Origin of the sequence: Flagellimonas profundi (assembly GCF_017313275.1) — a bacterium.
Lineage (GTDB): Bacteria > Bacteroidota > Bacteroidia > Flavobacteriales > Flavobacteriaceae > Flagellimonas > Flagellimonas profundi.
In genome coordinates, this window is sequence record NZ_JAFLNM010000002.1 from 733257 (window position 1) to 754577 (window position 21321).

9 protein-coding genes are annotated in these 21321 nt (G+C 46.3%); 3 read left to right on the plus strand and 6 right to left on the minus strand.

Features of this window, described 5'->3' with window-relative positions; translation table 11 throughout:
* Positions 1–201 precede the first annotated feature (201 nt).
* From J0654_RS12270 to J0654_RS12280, 3 genes are all read left to right on the plus strand, one after another.
* Positions 202–4347, plus strand: a complete 4146-nt coding sequence (locus tag J0654_RS12270) for a T9SS type B sorting domain-containing protein (RefSeq protein WP_207029367.1) — start codon at positions 202–204, stop codon at positions 4345–4347.
* 33 nt (positions 4348–4380) lie between these two features.
* Entirely contained in the window at positions 4381–5292 is a 912-nt protein-coding gene (locus J0654_RS12275) for a PorP/SprF family type IX secretion system membrane protein (protein WP_237685980.1), read from the plus strand.
* A gap of 71 nt (positions 5293–5363) precedes the next feature.
* Positions 5364–5945, plus strand: a complete 582-nt coding sequence (locus J0654_RS12280) for a precorrin-2 dehydrogenase/sirohydrochlorin ferrochelatase family protein (protein ID WP_207029371.1) — start codon at positions 5364–5366, stop codon at positions 5943–5945.
* A gap of 3 nt (positions 5946–5948) precedes the next feature.
* Here the strand turns inward: J0654_RS12280 and J0654_RS12285 are convergent, their stop codons facing one another.
* From J0654_RS12285 to J0654_RS12310, 6 genes are all read right to left on the minus strand, one after another.
* The gene (locus J0654_RS12285) at positions 5949–6701 is read right to left on the minus strand and encodes a LytR/AlgR family response regulator transcription factor (protein ID WP_207029373.1); all 753 of its coding nucleotides are present in this window, start codon (positions 6699–6701) and stop codon (positions 5949–5951) included.
* An 881-nt stretch (positions 6702–7582) separates the two neighbouring features.
* Positions 7583–8248 (minus strand): hypothetical protein, encoded by a 666-nt coding sequence (locus J0654_RS12290; protein WP_207029375.1) that lies wholly within the window; start codon positions 8246–8248, stop codon positions 7583–7585.
* Between the two features lie 220 nt (positions 8249–8468).
* On the minus strand, positions 8469–8840 hold the full coding sequence (locus J0654_RS12295; RefSeq protein ID WP_207029377.1) for a hypothetical protein: 372 nt from the start codon (positions 8838–8840) through the stop codon (positions 8469–8471).
* A 230-nt stretch (positions 8841–9070) separates the two neighbouring features.
* Positions 9071–10078, minus strand: coding sequence for a dienelactone hydrolase family protein (locus J0654_RS12300; RefSeq protein ID WP_207029379.1), 1008 nt, complete (start codon positions 10076–10078; stop codon positions 9071–9073).
* A 10-nt stretch (positions 10079–10088) separates the two neighbouring features.
* Positions 10089–11033, minus strand: coding sequence for a PorP/SprF family type IX secretion system membrane protein (locus J0654_RS12305; protein ID WP_207029382.1), 945 nt, complete (start codon positions 11031–11033; stop codon positions 10089–10091).
* Positions 11034–11047: 14 nt separating this feature from the next.
* The gene (locus J0654_RS12310) at positions 11048–21289 is read right to left on the minus strand and encodes a T9SS type B sorting domain-containing protein (RefSeq protein WP_207029384.1); all 10242 of its coding nucleotides are present in this window, start codon (positions 21287–21289) and stop codon (positions 11048–11050) included.
* Positions 21290–21321 lie beyond the last annotated feature (32 nt).

Sequence of the window (21321 nt, forward strand, 5' to 3'; positions counted from 1 at the left end):
GCTAAAAAGAAAAGAGGTCCTGATAAAATCAGGGCCTTTTTTTGTTTTAAAATATGGTTGAAATGAGATGTTTCTTTCATCAGTAATGTGCCATTTCACAACAAAACCATCTTACCATACAACATAACTTCTCCATTCTACACTGTTCTTGATAAGTTTGGGTAAGCCTTACTGCGTAAGGTGAACCTCATCAACTAAGCTATGATCAAACCCCATTTCAACCCTTTTTCCAGGTGTTTTTTATTGATGGTTTTTCTTGTGCTCTTTTTATCCCAAGCAGGATATGCACAAAATTGTTTGGTCAATGCAGGTTCCGATCAAAGCTTTGATCAAACTACTTCGGTATTTTTAAGTGCCGATACACCACCTGTTGGCACAGGATCCTGGACACAGCTTTCGGGCCCCACATTGGTAACTTTTGATGATGCCAGCGACCCGAACACCCAGATTTTCAATACAACTTTGGGTACATATATTTTTGAATGGACCGTTTCCGATGCTACTTGCGACACAGCTTCCGACACAGTGGGCATTACCATTGAAGGAATAGATTTGGAATTGGAGCTCGTTGCCAGTAATCCGCTTCCCAATATCGGAGATGTGGTCACATTTACCATTAACCTGAGCAATTTTGGAGATGTGGATGCCACTGGAGTAGCCATTGAAAACTTTGTCCCTGCTGGTTTTAACAATGTTACAGCAATTGATAATAGCGGCACTTATAGCTTTTTGACGGACAATGTTACTTGGACGGGAATCAATGTCCCTGTTGGAAACAACACGGTATCTTTAAATTTTGATGCCACCGTTCTTACGCCAACAGGAGCTGCAGGGGAATACACCCATATTGCCGAAGTGATTTTCGCAGATCAGTTGGATATTGACAGCACACCAAACAACGATGATGGCGACCAAAGTGAAGATGACGAGGACAATATTACGGCCGCTCCGCTGCAGGCGGATCTATCGTTGATCAAATCGGTGGTGGGAGGTAATTTATCGCCTTATGTGGGTGAACAGCTCAGTTTTGAAATATCCGTATCCAACAACGGACCGCACGATGCCACCAATGTAAGGGTAGTGGATCAATTGTTGTCTGGCTTTGGCTATATTTCATATGCCGCTACAACGGGCACCTATGATCCTGCCAATGGTTTTTGGGAGGTGGGTACTTTGGCCAATGGAGATACGGAGACCCTTACTATTGATGTTGTAGTAAATGCCTCTGGAAATTATACCAATACCTCACAAGTGATTGCTTCTGATGCCTTTGATATCGATTCAACCCCTTCCAACGGAGTCTCCTCTGAGGATGACCAAAGTGATGTAGTGGTAACTCCTGAAGCATTGATCGACCTTTCTTTGACAAAAACAATTGATAAATCACCGCCTTTGGTGAGTGATAACGTAAGATTTACGCTTACCATAAACAACGATGGCCCAAGTGTCGCCACTTCTGTGGAAGTGACCGATCTGTTGCCATCAGGTTATACCTACGTCTCCGATAATAGTGGAGGTACTTACGATGAAAATACGGGAATTTGGAATGTAGGGTCCTTGGCCAATGGCAGTTCGGTCAGTTTAAATATCCTATGCACTGTAAACCCATCCGGAGATTATGATAATGTTGCGGAGATCACAGGCCACGATCAGGTAGATGTGGATTCAAGTCCTAACAACGATAGTCCCAGTGAGGATGATCAAGACGGCGTTTCCGTAGTTCCAGAACCTTTGGTAGATATTTCAGTGACCAAATCGGTGGACCAACTTATTCCAGAGGTAGGGGAGGAAATACTTTTTACGGTAACGGTCCAGAACGATGGTCCGAGCGATGCCACCAATATTGTGGTTACGGATTTGTTGGCATCGGGGTATCAATTGATCAATGCCACACCCTCAATCGGCACATACAATGAAACCAATGGTTCGTGGGTCGTAGGTGATTTGCCCAATGGAGTTTCTGAGACTTTGGACGTGTTGGTGGAAGTGCTGTCAACAGGAAATTATACGAACACGGCGGAGTTGACCAATGTTGGTGAAAACGATGTGGATTCAAGTCCAAATAACAATAATGAATCAGAGGATGACCAACAGACGGTAGAGCCCACTGTGATTCCTGTGGCCGACCTGTTGTTGCGTAAATCTGTGAACGTATTGAGTCCCTACGTGGGTCAAGAAGTGATTTTTACCATCAACATCACCAATTTAGGGCCAAGTGATGCTTCGGGAGTTGAAGTAATGGACTTGTTGCCCGACGGATATACCTATGTTTCCCACAGTACCACGGCAGGAATTTACAATGCCACTTCCGGGATGTGGTCGCTCAATGGTAGTTTGATCGATGGCAGTACAGAAAGCCTTTCCATTGTAGCTACTGTTAACAATACAGGCGATTATTTTAATGTGACAGAAGTATTTGCTGCTGATCAGTATGATCCCAATTCCATTCCGAACAACAACAATGTTTTTGAAAACGATCAGGACAATGCCGGTACCACACCGATTCCCTCAGCAGATTTAGCTTTGAACGTAAGTGTGGACAACCAATCTCCCGATGTGGGAACCCAAGTGACCTTTACCATCATTTTGTTGAATGAAGGGCCAAGTGATGCTATAGGAATTGAAGTTGAAAATATACTGCCCGATGGGCTTACCTATGTTTCAGACGATTCTGGAGGATTGTTTAATCCTTCCAATGGTCTTTGGGATGTTGGGAGTTTAGCATTGGAATCACAAAGAGAATTGAATATTGTAGCTGAAGTGAATTCTTCAGGTGATTATACCTTAAGAACCGAAGTGGTGGATGCTACTTTCTTCGATGCTGATTCCACACCGGACAATAATATGCTTTCAGAAGACGATCAAGATGAACAAACCGTCACGCCAAGACACGTAACCGATATTTCAATATCCAAAACGGTTAACGATATGAATCCAGAGGTGGGGGATGAAATTGTATTTACCATCGAGGTAAATAATGAAGGTCCCAACGATGCCTCAGGATTAATAATTGGGGATGAACTGGAGGACGGGTACCAATTCGTTGCTGCCACAACATCGTCTGGAATTTATGATGAAATTGCAGGCTCTTGGGATGTACCGACTCTTGCCAATGCCTCAACCGAAACTTTGGAAATAAGGGCTGTTGTCCTTTCGAGTGGTGAATACAAGAATACGGCCGAACTGATCGCTTTGGACACGTACGACCCGGATTCCGAACCTAACAATAATTTGGGCTCAGAGGACGATCAAGCAACTGTAACTCCAGTGCCTTATGGGCTGAGCGACCTTTCCTTATTAAAAACAGTCGATAATGCCAACCCGAATGTGGGTGATACGGTCCGTTTTTTGGTCAGTGTTACCAATAATGGTCCATCCGATGCTAGAAATGTGGAGGTAACCGATCTGTTGCCATTAGGGTATACCTACGAGTCCCATACTTCAACAGCAGGGGTCTACAATGCTGCTTCTGGGGTTTGGAACTTGAATAGAACCCTTTTGAACCAGGATACGGAAAGTTTGGAAATTTTAGCCGTGGTCAACCCCCCAACAGGTACCGAAGACGAGTATTTGAACGAGGCTTTTGTTTCTGCTAGTCTGTATGCCGACCCCGACAGCGATCCATCAACCGGTATCGTTGAGGACGATTTTGCAGATGGTATTGCAGATGATGATGAAGCAACCGCTTTTGTGGTGCCACAATCCACTGATATCGCTATTACAAAAAGTGTGAACGTTGCAATGCCCAATATTGGCGACGAGGTTATTTTTGAGATTACGGTGACCAATCAAGGTGTTGATAATGCAACAAATATTGGTATACAGGAAGAATTGCCTTTGGGCTATGAATTCATCAGTTTCGAGACTACAGTGGGAACTTATGATTCCGAATCCTCTTTTTGGGAGATTGAATCCTTGGCTGTTTCCGAAACAGCAACACTATCGCTTACCGTAGCCGTTCAGGATATAGAGGATTACGTGAACAGGGTGAGTTTGGCCTATGTGGATCAATGGGATACGGATGAAAGCAACAATATTGCCGAGGCTTTTGTAGAGCCTAGCTGTTTGGTAGTGTACAATGAGTTTTCCCCCAATGGAGACGGTGTCAACGATTATTTTAAGATCGATTGTATTTCACGTTACCCGGGCAATACACTTCAGGTGTACAACCGATGGGGCAATATTGTGTTCCAGACAAAATCCTATAAAAATGATTGGGACGGTACGCCCAATGGACGCGCCATGGTTCAACCTGAAGATCAACTGCCGGTGGGTACCTATTACTATGTTTTGGATTTGGGCGATGGCTCCGAACCACGAACGGACTGGCTGTATTTAAACAGATAAAAAATGGGGATTATAGCATCAAAATATAAATCAATGGGATGTAAGCAGCTATGTTTGCTGTTACTTGCCCTGTGCTCCATTTCCTTACATGCACAACAGGATCCTCAATTTACCCAGTATATGTATAATACTATGAGCGTTAACCCTGCCTATGCAGGCAACAATGCACATTTAACAGCTTTGCTTTTACATCGCTCACAATGGGTAGGCATAAATGGAGCTCCGAACACGCAGGTGTTGGCCGTGGATACTCCGTTGGAAAACAAGCTTGGGGTAGGGGGGATTATCTCTCGAGATGCCTTAGGGCCTTCTTCCGAAATATCGGTGGACGGAAATGTGTCCTATACCATTCAATTGGATAGTGCCAACAGCAAACTCTCTTTTGGGATGAAGCTGGGGGGACGTATTTTTGATGTTGATTTTTCCAAAGGCCTTACCGAAGATGAAGATGTGGCCTTTCAAAATAATATAAAAAGCAAGTTCTTCCCGACTATTGGTGCAGGATTGTATTATGATACGAAGAAAGGATATTTAGGCTTTGCCATACCCAATTTTTTTTCGCAGAAGCATTATGATGGCGAGGAACAGGAAATAGCTGCGGAGCGTTTGCACTATTATTTTATTGGAGGTAAGGTGATGGATTTGACCCCAGATGTGAAATTGAAACCCGCTTTTTTCGTAAAATGGGTGCCTGGTGCTCCGATTATAGCCGATATTTCGGTAAATGCATTGCTCAAGGAAACCTTCACGTTTGGCCTGGCCTACCGTTGGGACGATTCTTTTTCCACCTTGTTGGGCATGCAAATCAATCCAAATTTCAGTGCTGGCTATGCCTATGACCTGACTACATCCAATTTGGCAAGTTATACGGGAGGGTCACACGAATTGTTTGTTCGTTACGAGTTCAAATCTTCCAAAAAACAAAAAGAAGCCCCCACATTTTAGACCGCACTATTCTTCAGCCGGAAATAGTGAGTATCTTTAGCTTTGTAATATGGCGCTAAAATTGATTTGCTATGGAGAGGAATGAGCTATATCCCGTTTTTTTAAAGGTTTCCAACTTACAGGTATTGATTGTTGGCGGAGGAAACGTAGGTTTGGAAAAATTGACTTTTTTACTGAAATCGAGCCCTTCGGCCAAAGTACAAATGGTGGCTCCGGAGTTTTTATCGGATACCTTGGAATTGGCCAAAAAGCATGATGTTGAAATTACCAAGGATGTATATGCCAACAAGTATTTGGAAGGGAAGCATATGGTAGTGGCTTGTACGGACAAACCCAAGGTGAACGAGCAGGTGTACCATGATTGCAGAAAGTTGAGTAAATTGGTAAATGTGGCGGACAATCCACCTTTTTGTGATTTTTATATGGGTGGAATCGTGACGAAGGGCAATGTAAAGGTTGCTATTTCCACCAATGGAAAATCACCGACCACGGCCAAGAGGCTACGTCAATTTTTTGAAGATGTTCTTCCCGAAAACATAGACGACTTGGTGAAGAATCTTAACGAATACCGCAAGACCCTTAAGGGGGATTTTGAGCAAAAAGTAGAGGCCTTGAACGAGTTTACCAAAGGGTTGGTCAACAAAAAGGATTGAGTCTTACAACCGTTTCATTGCTTCAATTAAATCGTCTTTCTTTCTGGAAGAAATATTTACTTGCAGGTCGTTGCTCATAATAAGGTAGCCTCCGTCCGACTTAATGTATTTTTTCACCTTTTTTAAGTTAATTAGATGGCTGTTGTGTACCCTCATGAATTGGTGTTCCGAAAGTAGGTTTTCGTATTCCTTTAAGTGTTTGCTGACTAAAAGATTGTTGTTGTCCTCTAGAATAAAACTTGTATATGAGCCATTGGCTTTGCAAGCGATTATATCATCAATGGCAATAAATTCCATACCAGCAGTTGTGGCCAAGCAAATTTTTTCTGGTCGAATGTTTCCTTGCGAAATACTTTCCATCAGCGTGTCCAATTGTTCTCTATAAATATTGGTATCCATTCTGGTCCTTGCTTTTTCTACAGCTTCTTGCAGTTCATCAAGGTCAATTGGTTTAAGCAGGTAATCCAGCGAACTGAATTTTATGGCCTTTATGGCATATTTCTCAAATGCTGTGGTAAATATAACTTCAAAACTGGGCTCCTTTATTTGGTTGAGGACATCAAATCCTACCCCAGATTGTAATTCAATATCCAAAAAAACAATATCCGGGCTATAAATGGACAAAACTTTTACCGCCTCTTCCACAGAACCGGCCATTGCGATTACTTGAACGTCTTTACAAAATTCTTCCAACATGGATTTTAGGGTTTCCCTGCCATGTTTTTCATCTTCGATAATTACTGCTTTTAAAACCATAGGGCTATTTTAGGGGTTGAATATTTTTATTATTACTCTCGGGCCAATTTATTTTCCGTTAGTATCGAACTTGTCAATGATTTCATGAGCATTAAAGGAAACCCTATATTTTCAACTTCAAGATTTTTGTCAATTTCCAGGGTATGTTCAAACGAGGTGTAAAACCTTAAACACCCTAACTCAAGATAGGACGTTAAAAGAGTTATTCCTTTAGCAATGGTTGCAGTGATCATGTTAAAACTCTCGAAGATATTCCTGGCCAATTTACCAAATTTTGACAGGTAAGCTAAGGCGGGCAGCGTATCAATTTTAAGAATTACTTTGTTAGTCGATAAAAGCATTTAGTACTGTAGAGTTGAAAAGGATATTGTTTGGTTGAGTTTTGGTTTAATTTCTACGGATGATGCTTTAATCACTATCCGTTGCACGGCATTTTTGGACAACAAGGCATGTATTCATTTTATTAAATTTGGCTTACTTGGTCATTTTAAAACAAAATAGTAACTCACCACTTTCTTTTCTTATATAACTGTTGCGCAGCATAACCCCATACTTGCTTTCAGCTGAAGAAATTACTAATGGTGAGTTGATCAGATATATAGTTATAAATTTTGGGCTGCACTGTCTTCATCGCCAGAACTGAAGACAATAACAAAATATGTTTGTCATGCAGCCCGGTATTCAAAATAATTTAGGGTTAAATCTACCATGCTTTCCTTTAAAACTTGTATGTCATTTGATGTAGGTAGGTTTATAATTTATAGATGGCCCTTTTGGGTTTATTTCTGTTTCAATAATTGTAAAATGGGAATCCTGATAGCAGGAATTCCCATATTACGTTTACACGAGAACACTAAAAGTTTTAGTTAATGAATAATAGGTTAAGCAGTGTAAAATAACTCTCGCTCTTTTGGGTGAGGTTTAAGGGTTGAATTTCTTTTTTTCTTCTTGGGCATTTTAGCAATGAAATGGCCTTTGAAGTCTATGGTGGCGATGTTGCTGAAATATCCTAGAACCTCCTCATAGTCATTGATGTTTACACCGGCATTTGTTAAACTTTTATGTATGGTTGATCTATGTGGTTTAATGCCCCAGTCTGCGTAAAATTTTTGGTCTCTGGATTTAATAATTAAAATCTTAATTTTTTTTAAGTGCCAGTTTGGAACATAAAAATTGGATACACCATCTTTTATTGATTTAAAGGTTACATAGACTTTTCCCACATTTTTGTATACGTTTGCCGTGTATCCCATTCGCGCATTGTGCATAGGAAGTTTAATACAAGACCCATCTGATTCCAGATAGAACAATATTGGGCTCCCCTGAAGTATTTCTTCGGTAATCTGGGGAACATCCAATGTGAGGGACCAGCCAGGCAATTGTTCCCTAATATCAAAGGATAACAGTTCCACGATATCGGGTTCAATCCGTTGATGAAATTTTTTGTGGCTTCCCGTTAAAGGATCTGATTTGTTTATAAGATATACCGGGTATCCAATTATAATCGCAGCACAAATCAATGTCCATATGATGGTTAACAAAAGCATAACTTTCTTTTGGTTAAGTAATGGGGGGACTTTTAAATCACATCTCAAATAACAAAGAAAAATGCTAAGTTCAGCCTGTAAATGGACAGATGCGCCTTCTCAATTGATGAATGAGAATCAATCGATTAAATGCATTGTTTTTCCGACGAAACACTTTTTTTGATAGCTACAATTGAACAAACTGCAAGAGCTTATTGTGGGATTATGAAAAACCATGCCTTTATATGTCTTCCGATTTTTCCAATTGGCCTACAATCCCCATCACATCATAGTTGGCAATCTTTCTGGTGATATAACCCCGCTTAATGTGGTTGATGTAAGTGTGAATCTCTAGGGTATAGTAATTCTCTAGCTCAAATATGGGATCTTTGGCAATTTCCAAACTATCGTTCACCTTTTTTTTGTCATAGGACCTTGCATGATATACTATTTTGAAATTATTGTTTTCTTGGTCCATCCATTCTATTGTAACTTCTATGAAGTCATCCATTCTCTCTCTTTGTTTGTAAGATGCTTGTTTTGGGATTTTTCCAAATTCATATTCAGACTTTACTAGGTCTAAAATCCATTTTTCTAGAAACTTTTCTTTCATTATCATTTAAGTTTTAGGCGTTCTGGTTTTAGCTCAGCATTGAGCTATTGGTTCAATTTGTTTTATAGAGGTTGAGGATTTTGCTCCCAGATCGATGTTGTATAGGCCTTTTTCGAAATGCCTTGGACTTGTCGAAAATGTACTGTTTTATGTAAGGGGAGCACATGAAAACAGGAGGTTGAAAAAGATATTTAATTTTTAAAGCGAAGATTTTGGGACAAAGAACTTCATTATTCCATATGTAGAATTTTATTAAACCAGTTCAGTGTATTCAACCTAGCGATTGGACTTTGAGGATTGTCATCAAAATCGAACCCGTGCCCAACATTTTCGTAGATGTTGAGTTCAACGGCAGCTCCTTTTTCTTTTAACAAATCAACAAGACACAGCGTGTTTTCCGTTAAATAACCTTCTACGGGAATTTGAAATAATATTGGCGCATAGGGCATATAAATATTCCCCTCCCATGCATTGTTTCCACATGGACTTGCACCCCAATAGTTGTATCCGCCCGATCCTCCATAATAAAACACACCACCCGCAAATCCAAAATCAGGTTTCTGGTCAGGCGGCAGTACACCTGAGGAGGAATCATATTCCTTACCGTCAAAATTTTGGGTCCATTCCCAATCTTTTGGTGTAAGGTCAGTATCGTATAATGTGGAAGCCACGGCACTTGCTCCATCAGAGAAGCCCAACAGGGCTATATCCTTTTTTCGAACAAGAGGTTCATTATCTTCATTTTTCAGCTTTTTAAGTACTTCCAGAGCTGCATGGGCATCCTTAGGTCGAATAAACTGAGAGCTTATTTTAAAGTTGTCGGGAGCCGTTTTCCATTTTCCTGTTCGTGTGGACACTCCCCTTCCGGAATAACTGTCCACATAGGCTCCTATGATACAATTGGAATCAAATAACATTCGCCATTCTGTATTTTGACCGGACATTTTCCCAGTTGCAATATCATGGTCTAGCCACATTCCATCAGATCCGTGCATTACCACCACAGCAGGCAAACTATGGGTATTGCATCCTGGTGGTATAGAGATGTAAATCGGGACTTTTTCGTTGTCTACTGTAACATAAACAATGGTGTCCAGAGTCGAATTCCTCAGCGTAACCTCTGGATATTCCATTGATGGAAGAAAAGTATCCTCCTCCTTTCCACATGATAAACAACAAATGAAAAGGATGGCAAGGAGTACATAAAATTTTTGTAACAATTTAGATAATGATTTCATAAGCTCTCAATTAATAAGTACATGTACAGTTAGAAATTCCTTGGAAGAGGTCTATTCCAAGGGTTATTACATGGGTTCCGGTAGAATAACCCAGTATTTCGTTCATAATTACTTGGTAAGAATACCCAAAGTAAAAGTCTCCTTTTTTAAGTCCTACGATCGGGGCGATGTAAAGCGGTGAACCCAGTTGGTCATTAAGAAATCTATAAGTGAAGCCAGCGTAGTAATAGTCAAGGAAGTCAAACCATTTAAATTTTGTGTTTATATCTGTAATTGACCTTCCATCACTTTCAAAGTATTGAAAAAAAACAGATGGCTCTATTTCAAAATCCGTGCTTTTACTTTTTCTATACCTATACCCGGAATAAACATAGTAATTGCGTAAAGTATTGGGCTCAAATACAGGGTTGAACTTTTTAAATTCTTTGTTCAGAATATTGGAAGCATTGACACTGAGATAGAACCGTTCTTTCCGGTATAAAATTCCCACATCAAAGTTAGGATTGCTAGAGGATCTGTCATTTATAATGGCTTGATCATTATTCGGATCAAAGTTTTCAATATCGATCCTAAATTGATTGAGATTAAAGGAGAGAGCAAATGAGAAATAATGTTCATCATATTTGTCAATGGTGAGGTGATGCGCAAAGGAAACTTTTCCGCCCCGCTGTTTGGTTTCACCATTCGAATCATTATAGATGACCATTCCAATGCCCGATCGATTCCCCAATCGTACATCCGCCGAAAGGGATTGGGTATCAGGTGCATCTTGGATACCTACCCATTGCGTGACCCCGTTCATCCTCACCTTTACGTAATTACCTATGCCAGCAAAGGATGGAGACATTAAAAATGGGTTGTCGGACAAATATTGCGACAGTTGGGGTATGGTTAATTCTTGCCCTTTTACAAAGAATAAGTTCATACACAGTAAGAAAACTATAACGCTCTTCATTTATCAATCAAATTTTATCTATAAAGTGTAAAGTGTCCAACGAACTCACGTCCAGAGCCATCATTAGGTTTTACTATATACCAGTAATCTCCAGAAGGCATTGGTTTGGAGTCATATTCACCATCCCAATAAACTGCTGGGCCTAGAACCAGAATATTTCGACCATATCGATCAAAAATGTAGGTTTCAATATCAGGGAACAATTCGCTATTCCTGGGTCCCCAAGTATCATTTTGACCATCATAGTTGGGAGTGAAAAAATCTGGGATATCTATGTCTACCATGTTCATCGCAATACTTTGTATTACCTCACAGCCATTACTGTCCACAACCCTTACTGTGAAAGTTCCACTTCGGTCTATGGTATATGTATGGTTGGATGTCCCGCTATTATCATCGAAATAATAGGTGTATGGCTCGGTACCACCAGTAACATTTGCAGTGATTTGATTCGCATATTCGTTGGTCAATGCTAACCCTAATTGCTCAAAGCTTTCAATTTCAAATGGAATCTCTCCCATACAGCCATTGTTGTCCATTATGAACAAACTGTGATTGCCAGCACTGATATTTTCAAAATCAGGACTTAGGATGAAATCATTCATATCGGTTGAATCCAGGGCATAGAGCACATCATTACTTACTGAGGGGTCAGATAAAGTCACTACAATACTGTTTGATTGAAGATTGTTATCGCAGAAGTACATTACATCAACGGATCCACTGAGTTTGGTCTCCTCAGATTGGATTTCAAAACTCATATTGGTTTCACATCCAGTATCATCAATTATGTTCATTTCATAATTTCCCGGAGTCAGATTGTCTATTGAGAAGGAATCCGTATTGAATACCATAGGTTCCATCTGGTTGAGCTGAACGATAACTGGGAAAACAGCATCTCCAATCTCAACAGAAACGGAACCATTATTACTCTCCCAACACGTTTCATTCTGAACAATAGTGGTAACGCTAAATCCAGATATGGTCACTTGGAAGGAGTTTTCCACATCTGGACAACTTCCTTGCCCAGGGCTGAAGACATAGAGGGTTGTTGTTGTGGTGATGTTGTCCCCTGCAAACAGAGGGGTTCCAGTTCCACCACTTCCAGTAAAATAGTCACCGTTTGCCAGTGCGGGGAGGATATAGGCGTCACAGCTCTCGACGTCCGCTGGTGCATCGACCAGTGATGTGTCGTTGATGGTGACCTGGAAGGAGTTCTCCACATCTGGACAGGATCCCGTACCCGGACTGAAGACATAAATAATTTGTGTTGAGTTGATTATATCCCCTGCGAACAAAGGGGTTCCGGTTCCACCACTTCCAGTAAAATAGTCACCGTTGGCCAGTGCCGGGAGGATGTAAGCGTCACAGCTCTCGATATCGGTCAGTGCGTCTGCCAGTGGGGTGTTGTTGATGGTGACCAGGAAGGAGTTCTCCACATCGGGGCAGGATCCCGTACCCGGACTGAAGACATAAAGAGTGGTGGTTGTAGTGATGTTGTCGCCAGCGAAAAGGGCGTTGCCCCCTCCGTTGGGCGCATCAAAGTAGTTACCATTGGCCAGTGCCGGTAGGATGTAGGAGTCACAGCTCTCGACATCGGCCGGTGCATCGGCCAGTGGGGTGTTGTTGATGGTGACCTGGAAGGAGTTCTCCACGTCTGGGCATGACCCGGTTCCCTTACTGAATATGTATAGGGTGGTGGTTGTGGTGATGGCGTCGCCAGCGAAAAGGGCATTGCCCGCTCCGTTGGGCGCGTCGAAATAGTCACCGTTGGCCAAGGCTGGTAGGATGTAGGCGTCACAGCTCTCGACGTCCACCGGTGCATCTGCCAGTGGGGTGTCGTTGATGGTCACCTGGAAGGAGTTCTCCACATCGGGGCATGACCCGGTTCCAGGACTGAAGACGTAGATGGTGGTGGTTGTGGTGATGGCGTCGCCTGCGAAGAGTGCGTTACCCGCTCCGTTGGGCGCATCGAAATAGTCACCGTTGACCAGTGCCGGCAGGATGTAGGCGTCACAGCTCTCGACGTCTGCCGGCGCATCCGCCAGTGGGGTGTTGTTGATGGTGACCTGGAAGGAGTTCTCCACGTCTGGGCATGACCCGGTTCCCTTACTGAATATGTATAGGGTGGTGGTTGTAGTGATATTGTCCCCTGCGAACAGAGGTGTGCCAGTTCCACCACTTTCGGTAAAATAGTCACCGTTGGCCAAGGCTGGCAGGATGTAGGCATCACAGCTCTCTACATCGGCGGGCGCATCTGCCAGTGGGGTGTCGTTGATGGTCACCACAAAGGAGTTCTCCACGTCTGGACAGGATCCCTTACCGGGGCTGAAGACATAGAGGGTGGTGGTTGTGGTGATGTTGTCCCCTGCGAAAAGGGCGTTGCCCGAACCGTTGGGCGCATCGAAATAATCACCATTGGCCAAGGCTGGCAGGATATAGGCGTCACAGCTCTCGACATCGGCGGGCGCATCCGCCAGTGGGGTTTTGTTGATGGTCACCTGGAAGGAGTTCTCCACATCGGGACATGATCCCGTACCGGGACTGAAGACATAGATGGTGGTCGTTGTAGTGATGGCGTTCCCTGCTAAAAGGGCATTGCCCCCTCCATTGGGCGCGTCGAAGTAGTTGCCGTTGACCAAGGCTGGCAGGATGTAGGCATCACAGCTCTCGACATCGGCGGGCGCGTCGGCCAGTGGGGTTTTGTTGATGGTGACCACAAATGAGTTCTCCACGTCTGGGCATGATCCCGCACCTGAACTGAAGACGTAAATAACTTGTGTTGAGTTGATTATGTCCCCTGCGAAGAGTGCGTTGCCCGCACCGTTGGGCGCATCGAAATAGTCACCGTTGACCAGTGGCGGTAGGATATAGGAGTCACAGCTCTCGACGTCCGCTGGTGCATCGGCCAGTGGGGTTTTGTTGATGGTCACCTGGAAGGAGTTCTCCACATCGGGGCAGGATCCCGTACCCGGACTGAAGACATAAAGAGTGGTGGTTGTAGTGATGTTGTCCCCTGCGAAAAGGGCGTTGCCCCCTCCGTTGGGCGCATCAAAGTAGTTACCATTGGCCAGTGCCGGTAGGATGTAGGAGTCACAGCTCTCGACATCGGCGGGCGCATCGGCCAGTGGGGTGTTGTTGATGGTGACCTGGAAGGAGTTCTCCACGTCTGGGCATGACCCGGTTCCCTTACTGAATATGTATAGGGTGGTGGTTGTGGTGATGGCGTCGCCAGCGAAAAGGGCATTGCCCGCTCCGTTGGGCGCGTCGAAATAGTCACCGTTGGCCAAGGCTGGCAGGATGTAGGCGTCACAGCTCTCGACGTCCGCCGGCGCATCCGCCAGTGGGGTGTTGTTGATGGTCACCAGGAAGGAGTTCTCCACGTCTGGGCATGATCCCGTACCGGGACTGAAGACGTAGATGGTGGTCGTTATGGTGATGTTGTCCCCTGCGAAAAGGGCGTTGCCCGCACCGTTGGGCGCATCGAAATAGTCACCGTTTACCAATGCGGGGAGGATGTATGCATCACAGCTCTCGATATCTGCTGGTGCGTCTGCCACTGGGGTATTGTTGATCGTCACCTGGAAGGAGTTCTCCACGTCTGGGCATGATCCCGTACCGGGACTGAAGACATAGATGGTGGTCGTTGTAGTGATGGCGTCCCCTGCGAAGAGTGCGTTCCCCGCTCCGTTGGGCGCGTCGAAATAATCACCGTTGGCCAAGGCTGGCAGGATGTAGGCGTCACAGCTCTCGACATCGGCGGGCGCATCGGCCACTGGGGTATTGTTGATCGTCACCACAAAGGAGTTCTCCACATCGGGGCAGGATCCCGTACCCGGACTGAAGACATAAAGAGTGGTGGTTGTAGTGATGTTGTCCCCTGCGAAAAGGGCGTTGCCCCCTCCGTTGGGCGCATCAAAGTAGTTACCATTGGCCAGTGCCGGTAGGATGTAGGAGTCACAGCTCTCGACATCGGCGGGCGCATCGGCCAGTGGGGTGTTGTTGATGGTGACCTGGAAGGAGTTCTCCACGTCTGGGCATGACCCGGTTCCAGGACTGAAGACGTAGATGGTGGTCGTTATGGTGATGTTGTCACCTGCGAAGAGTGCGTTGCCCCCTCCGTTGGGCGCATCGAAGTAGTTGCCATTGGCCAGTGCGGGGAGGATATAGGCATCACAGCTCTCGACATCGGCGGGCGCATCGGCCAGTGGGGTGTTGTTGATGGTGACCACAAAGGAGTTCTCCACATCTGGACAGGATCCCGTACCCGGACTGAAGACATAAATAATTTGTGTTGAGTTTATGATATCCCCTGCGAAGAGTGCGTTGCCCGCTCCATTGGGCGCATCAAAGTAGTCACCGTTGGCCAGTGAGGGCAGGATGTAGGCGTCACAGCTCTCGACATCTGCCGGTGCGTCTGCCAGTGGGGTGTCGTTGATGGTCACCTGGAAGGAGTTCTCCACATCGGGGCACGACCCGGTACCGGGGCTGAAGACATATATGGTTGCACTCGCGGTGATGGCGTCCCCTGCGAACAGAGGGGTTCCTGTTCCACCACTTCCAGTAAAATAGTCACCGTTGGCCAGTGCGGACAGGATGTAGGCATCACAGCTCTCGACATCGGCGGGCGCGTCGGCCAGTGGGGTTTTGTTGATGGTGACCACAAATGAGTTCTCCACGTCTGGGCATGATCCCGCACCTGAACTGAAGACGTAAATAACTTGTGTTGAGTTGATTATGTCCCCTGCGAAGAGTGCGTTGCCCGCACCGTTGGGCGCATCGAAATAGTCACCGTTGACCAGTGGCGGTAGGATATAGGAGTCACAGCTCTCGACGTCCGCTGGTGCGTCTGCCAGTGGGGTATTGTTGATGGTGACCTGGAAGGAGTTCTCCACATCGGGGCATGACCCGGTTCCAGGACTGAAGACGTAGATGGTGGTCGTTGTAGTGATGGCGTCCCCTGCTAAAAGGGCATTGCCCCCTCCATTGGGCGCGTCGAAATAGTCACCGTTGGCCAAGGCTGGTAGGATGTAGGCGTCACAGCTCTCGACATCGGCGGGCGCGTCGGCCAGTGGGGTATTGTTGATGGTCACCTGGAAGGAGTTCTCCACATCGGGGCAGGACCCGGTTCCGGGGCTGAAGACATATATGGTAGCACTCGCGGTGATGGCGTCGCCTGCGAACAGAGGGGTTCCGGTTCCACCACTTCCAGTAAAATAGTCACCGTTGGCCAGTGCGGACAGGATGTAGGCGTCACAGCTCTCGACATCGGCGGGCGCGTCTGCCAACGGGGTGTCGTTGATGGTGACCACGAAGGAGTTCTCCACATCGGGGCACGACCCTGTTCCGGGGCTGAAGACGTAGATGGTGGTCGTTATGGTGATGTTATCCCCTGCGAAGAGGGCGTTGCCTCCTCCGTTGGGCGCGTCGAAATAGTAGCCATTGGCCAGTGCCGGTAGGATATAGGCGTTACAGCTCTCGACATCTGCCGGTGCGTCGGCCAGTGGGGTGTCGTTGATGGTCACCTGGAAGGAGTTCTCCACATCGGGGCAGGATCCCGTACCCGGACTGAAGACATAAAGAGTGGTGGTTGTAGTGATGTTGTCCCCTGCGAAAAGGGCGTTGCCCGCTCCGTTGGGGGCATCGAAATAGTTGCCGTTGGCCAAGGCGGGCAGGATGTAGGAGTCACAGCTCTCGACATCGGCCGGTGCGTCTGCCAGTGGGGTATTGTTGATGGTGACCTGGAAGGAGTTCTCCACATCGGGGCATGACCCGGTTCCCTTACTGAATATGTATAGGGTGGTGGTTGTGGTGATGGCGTCCCCTGCGAACAGAGGTGTGCCAGTTCCACCACTTCCGGTAAAATAGTCACCGTTGACCAGTGCCGGCAGGATATAGGAGTCACAGCTCTCGACATCGGCCGGTGCGTCTGCCTCTGGGGTATTGTTGATTGTCACCTGGAAGGAGTTCTCCACATCGGGACATGATCCCGTACCGGGACTGAAGACATAGATGGTGGTCGTTGTAGTGATGGCGTCCCCTGCGAAAAGGGTGTTGCCCGCTCCGTTGGGCGCATCAAAGTAGTCACCATTGGCCAAGGCTGGCAGGATGTAGGCGTCACAGCTCTCGACATCTGCCGGCGCATCGACGATCGGCATAGGCGTTATGGTGAAGGTCATGGAGTCGAATGTGGGCGGACAGCTCCCGTTCCCGTTGCCGGTAAGGGTAAGGGTTACCGAACCGTTGATGATGTCATTTGCTCCAGGTGTATAGATGGACATCAGGGCTGTGTTATCATCGAACGAGCCGTCGCCTGTGGAGGACCACAGCAATGAACTGGTGTCGGAGGCACTTGGATTTGTGATGGATGTGGATAGGTCGAGCACTTCCCCCTGGCATATTTCCTCGTCTGACCCTGCGTCCACTATGGGCGCTGGTGTTATGGTCACCTGGAAGGAGTTCTCCACGTCTGGGCATGATCCCGCACCTGGACTGAAGATATAGATGGTGGTGGTTGTAGTGATGTTGTCCCCTGCGAACAGAGGAGTTCCAGTTCCACCACTTCCGGTAAAATAGTCACCGTTGACCAGTGCGGGCAGGATGTAGGTATCACAGCTCTCTACATCGGCGGGCGCATCTGCCAGTGGGGTGTCGTTGATGGTCACCACAAAGGAGTTCTCCACATCGGGACATGATCCCGTACCGGGACTGAAGACATAGATGGTGGTCGTTGTAGTGATGGCGTCCCCTGCTAAAAGGGCATTGCCCCCTCCATTGGGCGCGTCGAAATAGTCACCGTTGACCAGTGCCGGTAGAATATAGGCATCACAGCTCTCGACGTCCACCGGTGCATCTGCCAACGGGGTGTCGTTGATGGTGACCACAAAGGAGTTCTCCACGTCTGGACAGGATCCCGTACCCGGACTGAAGACATAAATAATTTGTGTTGAGTTGATTATATCCCCTTCGAAGAGTGCGTTCCCCGCTCCATTGGGCGCATCGAAATAGTTGCCGTTGACCAGTGCCGGCAGGATATAGGAGTCACAGCTCTCGACATCGGCGGGCGCATCCGCCAGTGGGGTTTTGTTGATGGTCACCTGGAAGGAGTTCTCCACATCGGGACATGATCCCGTACCGGGACTGAAGACATAGATGGTGGTCGTTGTAGTGATGGCGTTCCCTGCTAAAAGGGCATTGCCCCCTCCATTGGGCGCGTCGAAGTAGTTGCCGTTGACCAAGGCTGGCAGGATGTAGGCATCACAGCTCTCGACATCCACCGGTGCGTCTGCCAGTGCGGTATTGTTGATGGTCACTTGGAAGGAGTTCTCCACATCTGGACAGGATCCCGTACCCGGACTGAAGACATAGATGGTGGTGGTTGTGGTGATGGCGTCGCCTGCGAAGAGTGCGTTACCCGCTCCGTTGGGCGCATCGAAATAGTCACCGTTGACCAGTGCCGGCAGGATGTAGGCGTCACAGTTCTCGACATCGGCGGGCGCATCGGCCAGTGGGGTTTTGTTGATGGTCACCTGGAAGGAGTTCTCCATGTCTGGACAGGATCCCGTACCCGGGCTGAAGACATAGATGGTGGTCGTTGTAGTGATGGCGTCCCCTGCTAAAAGGGCATTGCCCCCTCCGTTGGGCGCATCAAAGTAGTCACCATTGGCCAAGGCTGGCAGGATATAGGCGTCACAGTTCTCGACATCGGCGGGCGCATCGGCCAGTGGGGTGTCGTTGATGGTCACCTGGAAGGAGTTCTCCACGTCGGGGCATGACCCGGTTCCAGGACTGAAGACGTAGATGGTGGTGGTTGTAGTGATGTTGTCCCCTGCGAACAGAGGGGTTCCAGTTCCACCACTTCCGGTAAAATAGTCACCGTTGGCCAAGGCTGGTAGGATGTAGGCGTCACAGCTCTCGACATCGGCGGGCGCGTCGGCCAGTGGGGTATTGTTGATGGTCACCTGGAAGGAGTTCTCCACATCGGGGCAGGACCCGGTTCCGGGGCTGAAGACGTAGATGGTAGCGCTCGCGCTCATGGCGTCGCCTGCGAACAGAGGTGTGCCAGTTCCACCACTTCCAGTAAAATAGTTTCCGTTGGCCAAGGCGGACAGGATGTAGGCGTCACAGCTCTCGACATCTGCCGGTGCATCTGCCAGTGGTGTGTTGTTGATGGTGACCTGGAAGGAGTTCTCGTCAAAACAGATATCGGGTGCAATGCCAGTTTCATCATATATATAAAGGGTTGTACTAGTGTTGATCAAATCACCAGGAAAGAATAACGTACCACCTCCTGAAGGGCCTCCCGAAGCATCATAATAGGCTTCATTTCCAGATAAATCTGTTCCTGTAATTGGAGGTAATATATACGAATCGCAAGCTTCAATAGCTGCCAGGGAATCAATTTTTGGGGTCGTAAAAAGGTAAATTGTCTGTTGGACATCTGCATAGTTGCCATAGATATCCGTAACTCTATATGTACGTGCAATAGTTTCAGGATTTGAAAGTCCGTCCGAAATATCCCCTATATATGTAACTGTGGCCACAGCACAATTATCGGCCTCATCCGTTACAACATTGGGGTCTGGTGCAGGTGTTGTATCACAAACGGTAATCGGATCTGGATTGGATGCGGTAGGGGGGATGTTATCTGTAAATGCGACTGTAAAAACATCCAAGTGTTCAAAATCCACTCCATCAAAATATGCGTTTTTGGACGCATCAATACTTGTTACTGGAATGGTTGTTATTGGTCCAGTGAGAAAATCCCCATCGCCATCCGTATCAATAATCAAAGATAATTCTCCACAGTTGCCATTGTCAAGAATGTCAGATCCTGAAAGATCTATTCGGACACTAACCCCTAGAATCGGATCTACTCCTCCTGGAGAAACGGTTTTTTGAATTTTCCATTCTCTTTCTATCCTGGAAACAAACTGGGGTGGGAGTTCGGTTGCAACCTGGTTGAGTCCATTATGATCGTTTGCCCATAGCAAATAATTGTGTAGATATGAGAATAATGAAGGTGATCCCCAGGTTGTATTATCGATTTCAGTCCTGGATTGATCTAGATTATCTGTTGCAAAATTGGTGTTGGAAGACATGGTAACTATGGCTTCCGTATTTTCACTTTTGGAAATACGTTGGTGTAGGTTGTATCGCAATTTGAGGTCACCAACATTACCTGGTAAACCTGATTCAAAGTCTTCAAAACGGTCCCTACCTAAACCTGCGATATCGTATCGATAGTTGGGATCTACAGTGGGATCCCAAATCACTGTTCCGTCTGCGGCGAGATAATCATAGCCGAGATTACCCACAACACTGCCCAATTGTCCTCCAGAATTATTTAGTGTAACCCCATATTTTATGGCCAAATAACTTTCTATCCTTTGAATACTGTTGGAGTTGAGCGGGCCATCTGCCAGTAAAACTTCGGCAATGTGTCCGGTTAGATTTCGGTTTTGATTGGAACTGTTAAAATGTTTGCCAAGCCTATTGTACAGGTAAAGTTCTCTTTCCGCTCCAATAGCGTTTCTTATTACATTTAAATCTGGAAGTCCGTTGACCCATGTTGTAAATACTTCATCCTTCAAAAAAGGATCAAGATCAACCTTCCTGACCAATGTGCCTATGGTCGGTGCTTCCTGTAAATCTATGCCGCCGCTTTGAAAGTAATTCCAGGTGTTCCATGTACGACCTATGGAAAATCTGTTTCCATTGGAAATTCCTATGGAAAGGTTGGTGGTCGAACTATGGTAAGTGTCGATATCCCCTCCGAAAAGAAGACGCTGTGTTTGTGCGGAGTTTCCCATCCCCTTGCCTTTAAAGACAATAAATACGGTGATTTCCTTTCTGGAATTGGACCTAAAATGCAGGGCCTGTCCATTTCCACTGCCATCAAATTCCACTGATGGATTAAAGTTGAAACTGTTCCTGCGAAGCGTGGGTATACCGGGAATGGAACCGGCCGGGTTCAAATAGGCAGGTGTCCCGAATGAATTTGCCAATCCTGTTGGATATGCCAATGGATAATCTGCAGGGGCAGGGTGGGGGACTGCATCTTGCGCATCATAATCCACAAAATCGTACCAAAGTTTTACGGGAGTACCATCTGCGGGGGCCAATGGTGTAAACAGTTGAAATTGCCCGGGTGTAGGCAGCGGGGGAGAGTTGACAGCCCTGTCCGCTGTAAACCAGGTGTCCACTTGTTGACCAAATGTTTGACCGCTCAATAACAGCATAAATATTGTCCCCATTGTTAGGAGAATACTTTTCACTGGGCTATGAA

Bases quoted from the DNA above. Each gene is read 5' to 3' on its own strand.
- J0654_RS12270 (WP_207029367.1), top strand. From the start codon at position 202: ATGATCAAACCCCATTTCAACCCTTTTTCCAGGTGTTTTTTATTGATG.
- J0654_RS12275 (WP_237685980.1), top strand. From the start codon at position 4,381: ATGGGATGTAAGCAGCTATGTTTGCTGTTACTTGCCCTGTGCTCCATT.
- J0654_RS12280 (WP_207029371.1), top strand. From the start codon at position 5,364: ATGGAGAGGAATGAGCTATATCCCGTTTTTTTAAAGGTTTCCAACTTA.
- J0654_RS12285 (WP_207029373.1), bottom strand. From the start codon at position 6,701: ATGGTTTTAAAAGCAGTAATTATCGAAGATGAAAAACATGGCAGGGAA.
- J0654_RS12290 (WP_207029375.1), bottom strand. From the start codon at position 8,248: ATGCTTTTGTTAACCATCATATGGACATTGATTTGTGCTGCGATTATA.
- J0654_RS12295 (WP_207029377.1), bottom strand. From the start codon at position 8,840: ATGAAAGAAAAGTTTCTAGAAAAATGGATTTTAGACCTAGTAAAGTCT.
- J0654_RS12300 (WP_207029379.1), bottom strand. From the start codon at position 10,078: ATGAAATCATTATCTAAATTGTTACAAAAATTTTATGTACTCCTTGCC.
- J0654_RS12305 (WP_207029382.1), bottom strand. From the start codon at position 11,033: ATGAAGAGCGTTATAGTTTTCTTACTGTGTATGAACTTATTCTTTGTA.
- J0654_RS12310 (WP_207029384.1), bottom strand. From the start codon at position 21,289: ATGGGGACAATATTTATGCTGTTATTGAGCGGTCAAACATTTGGTCAA.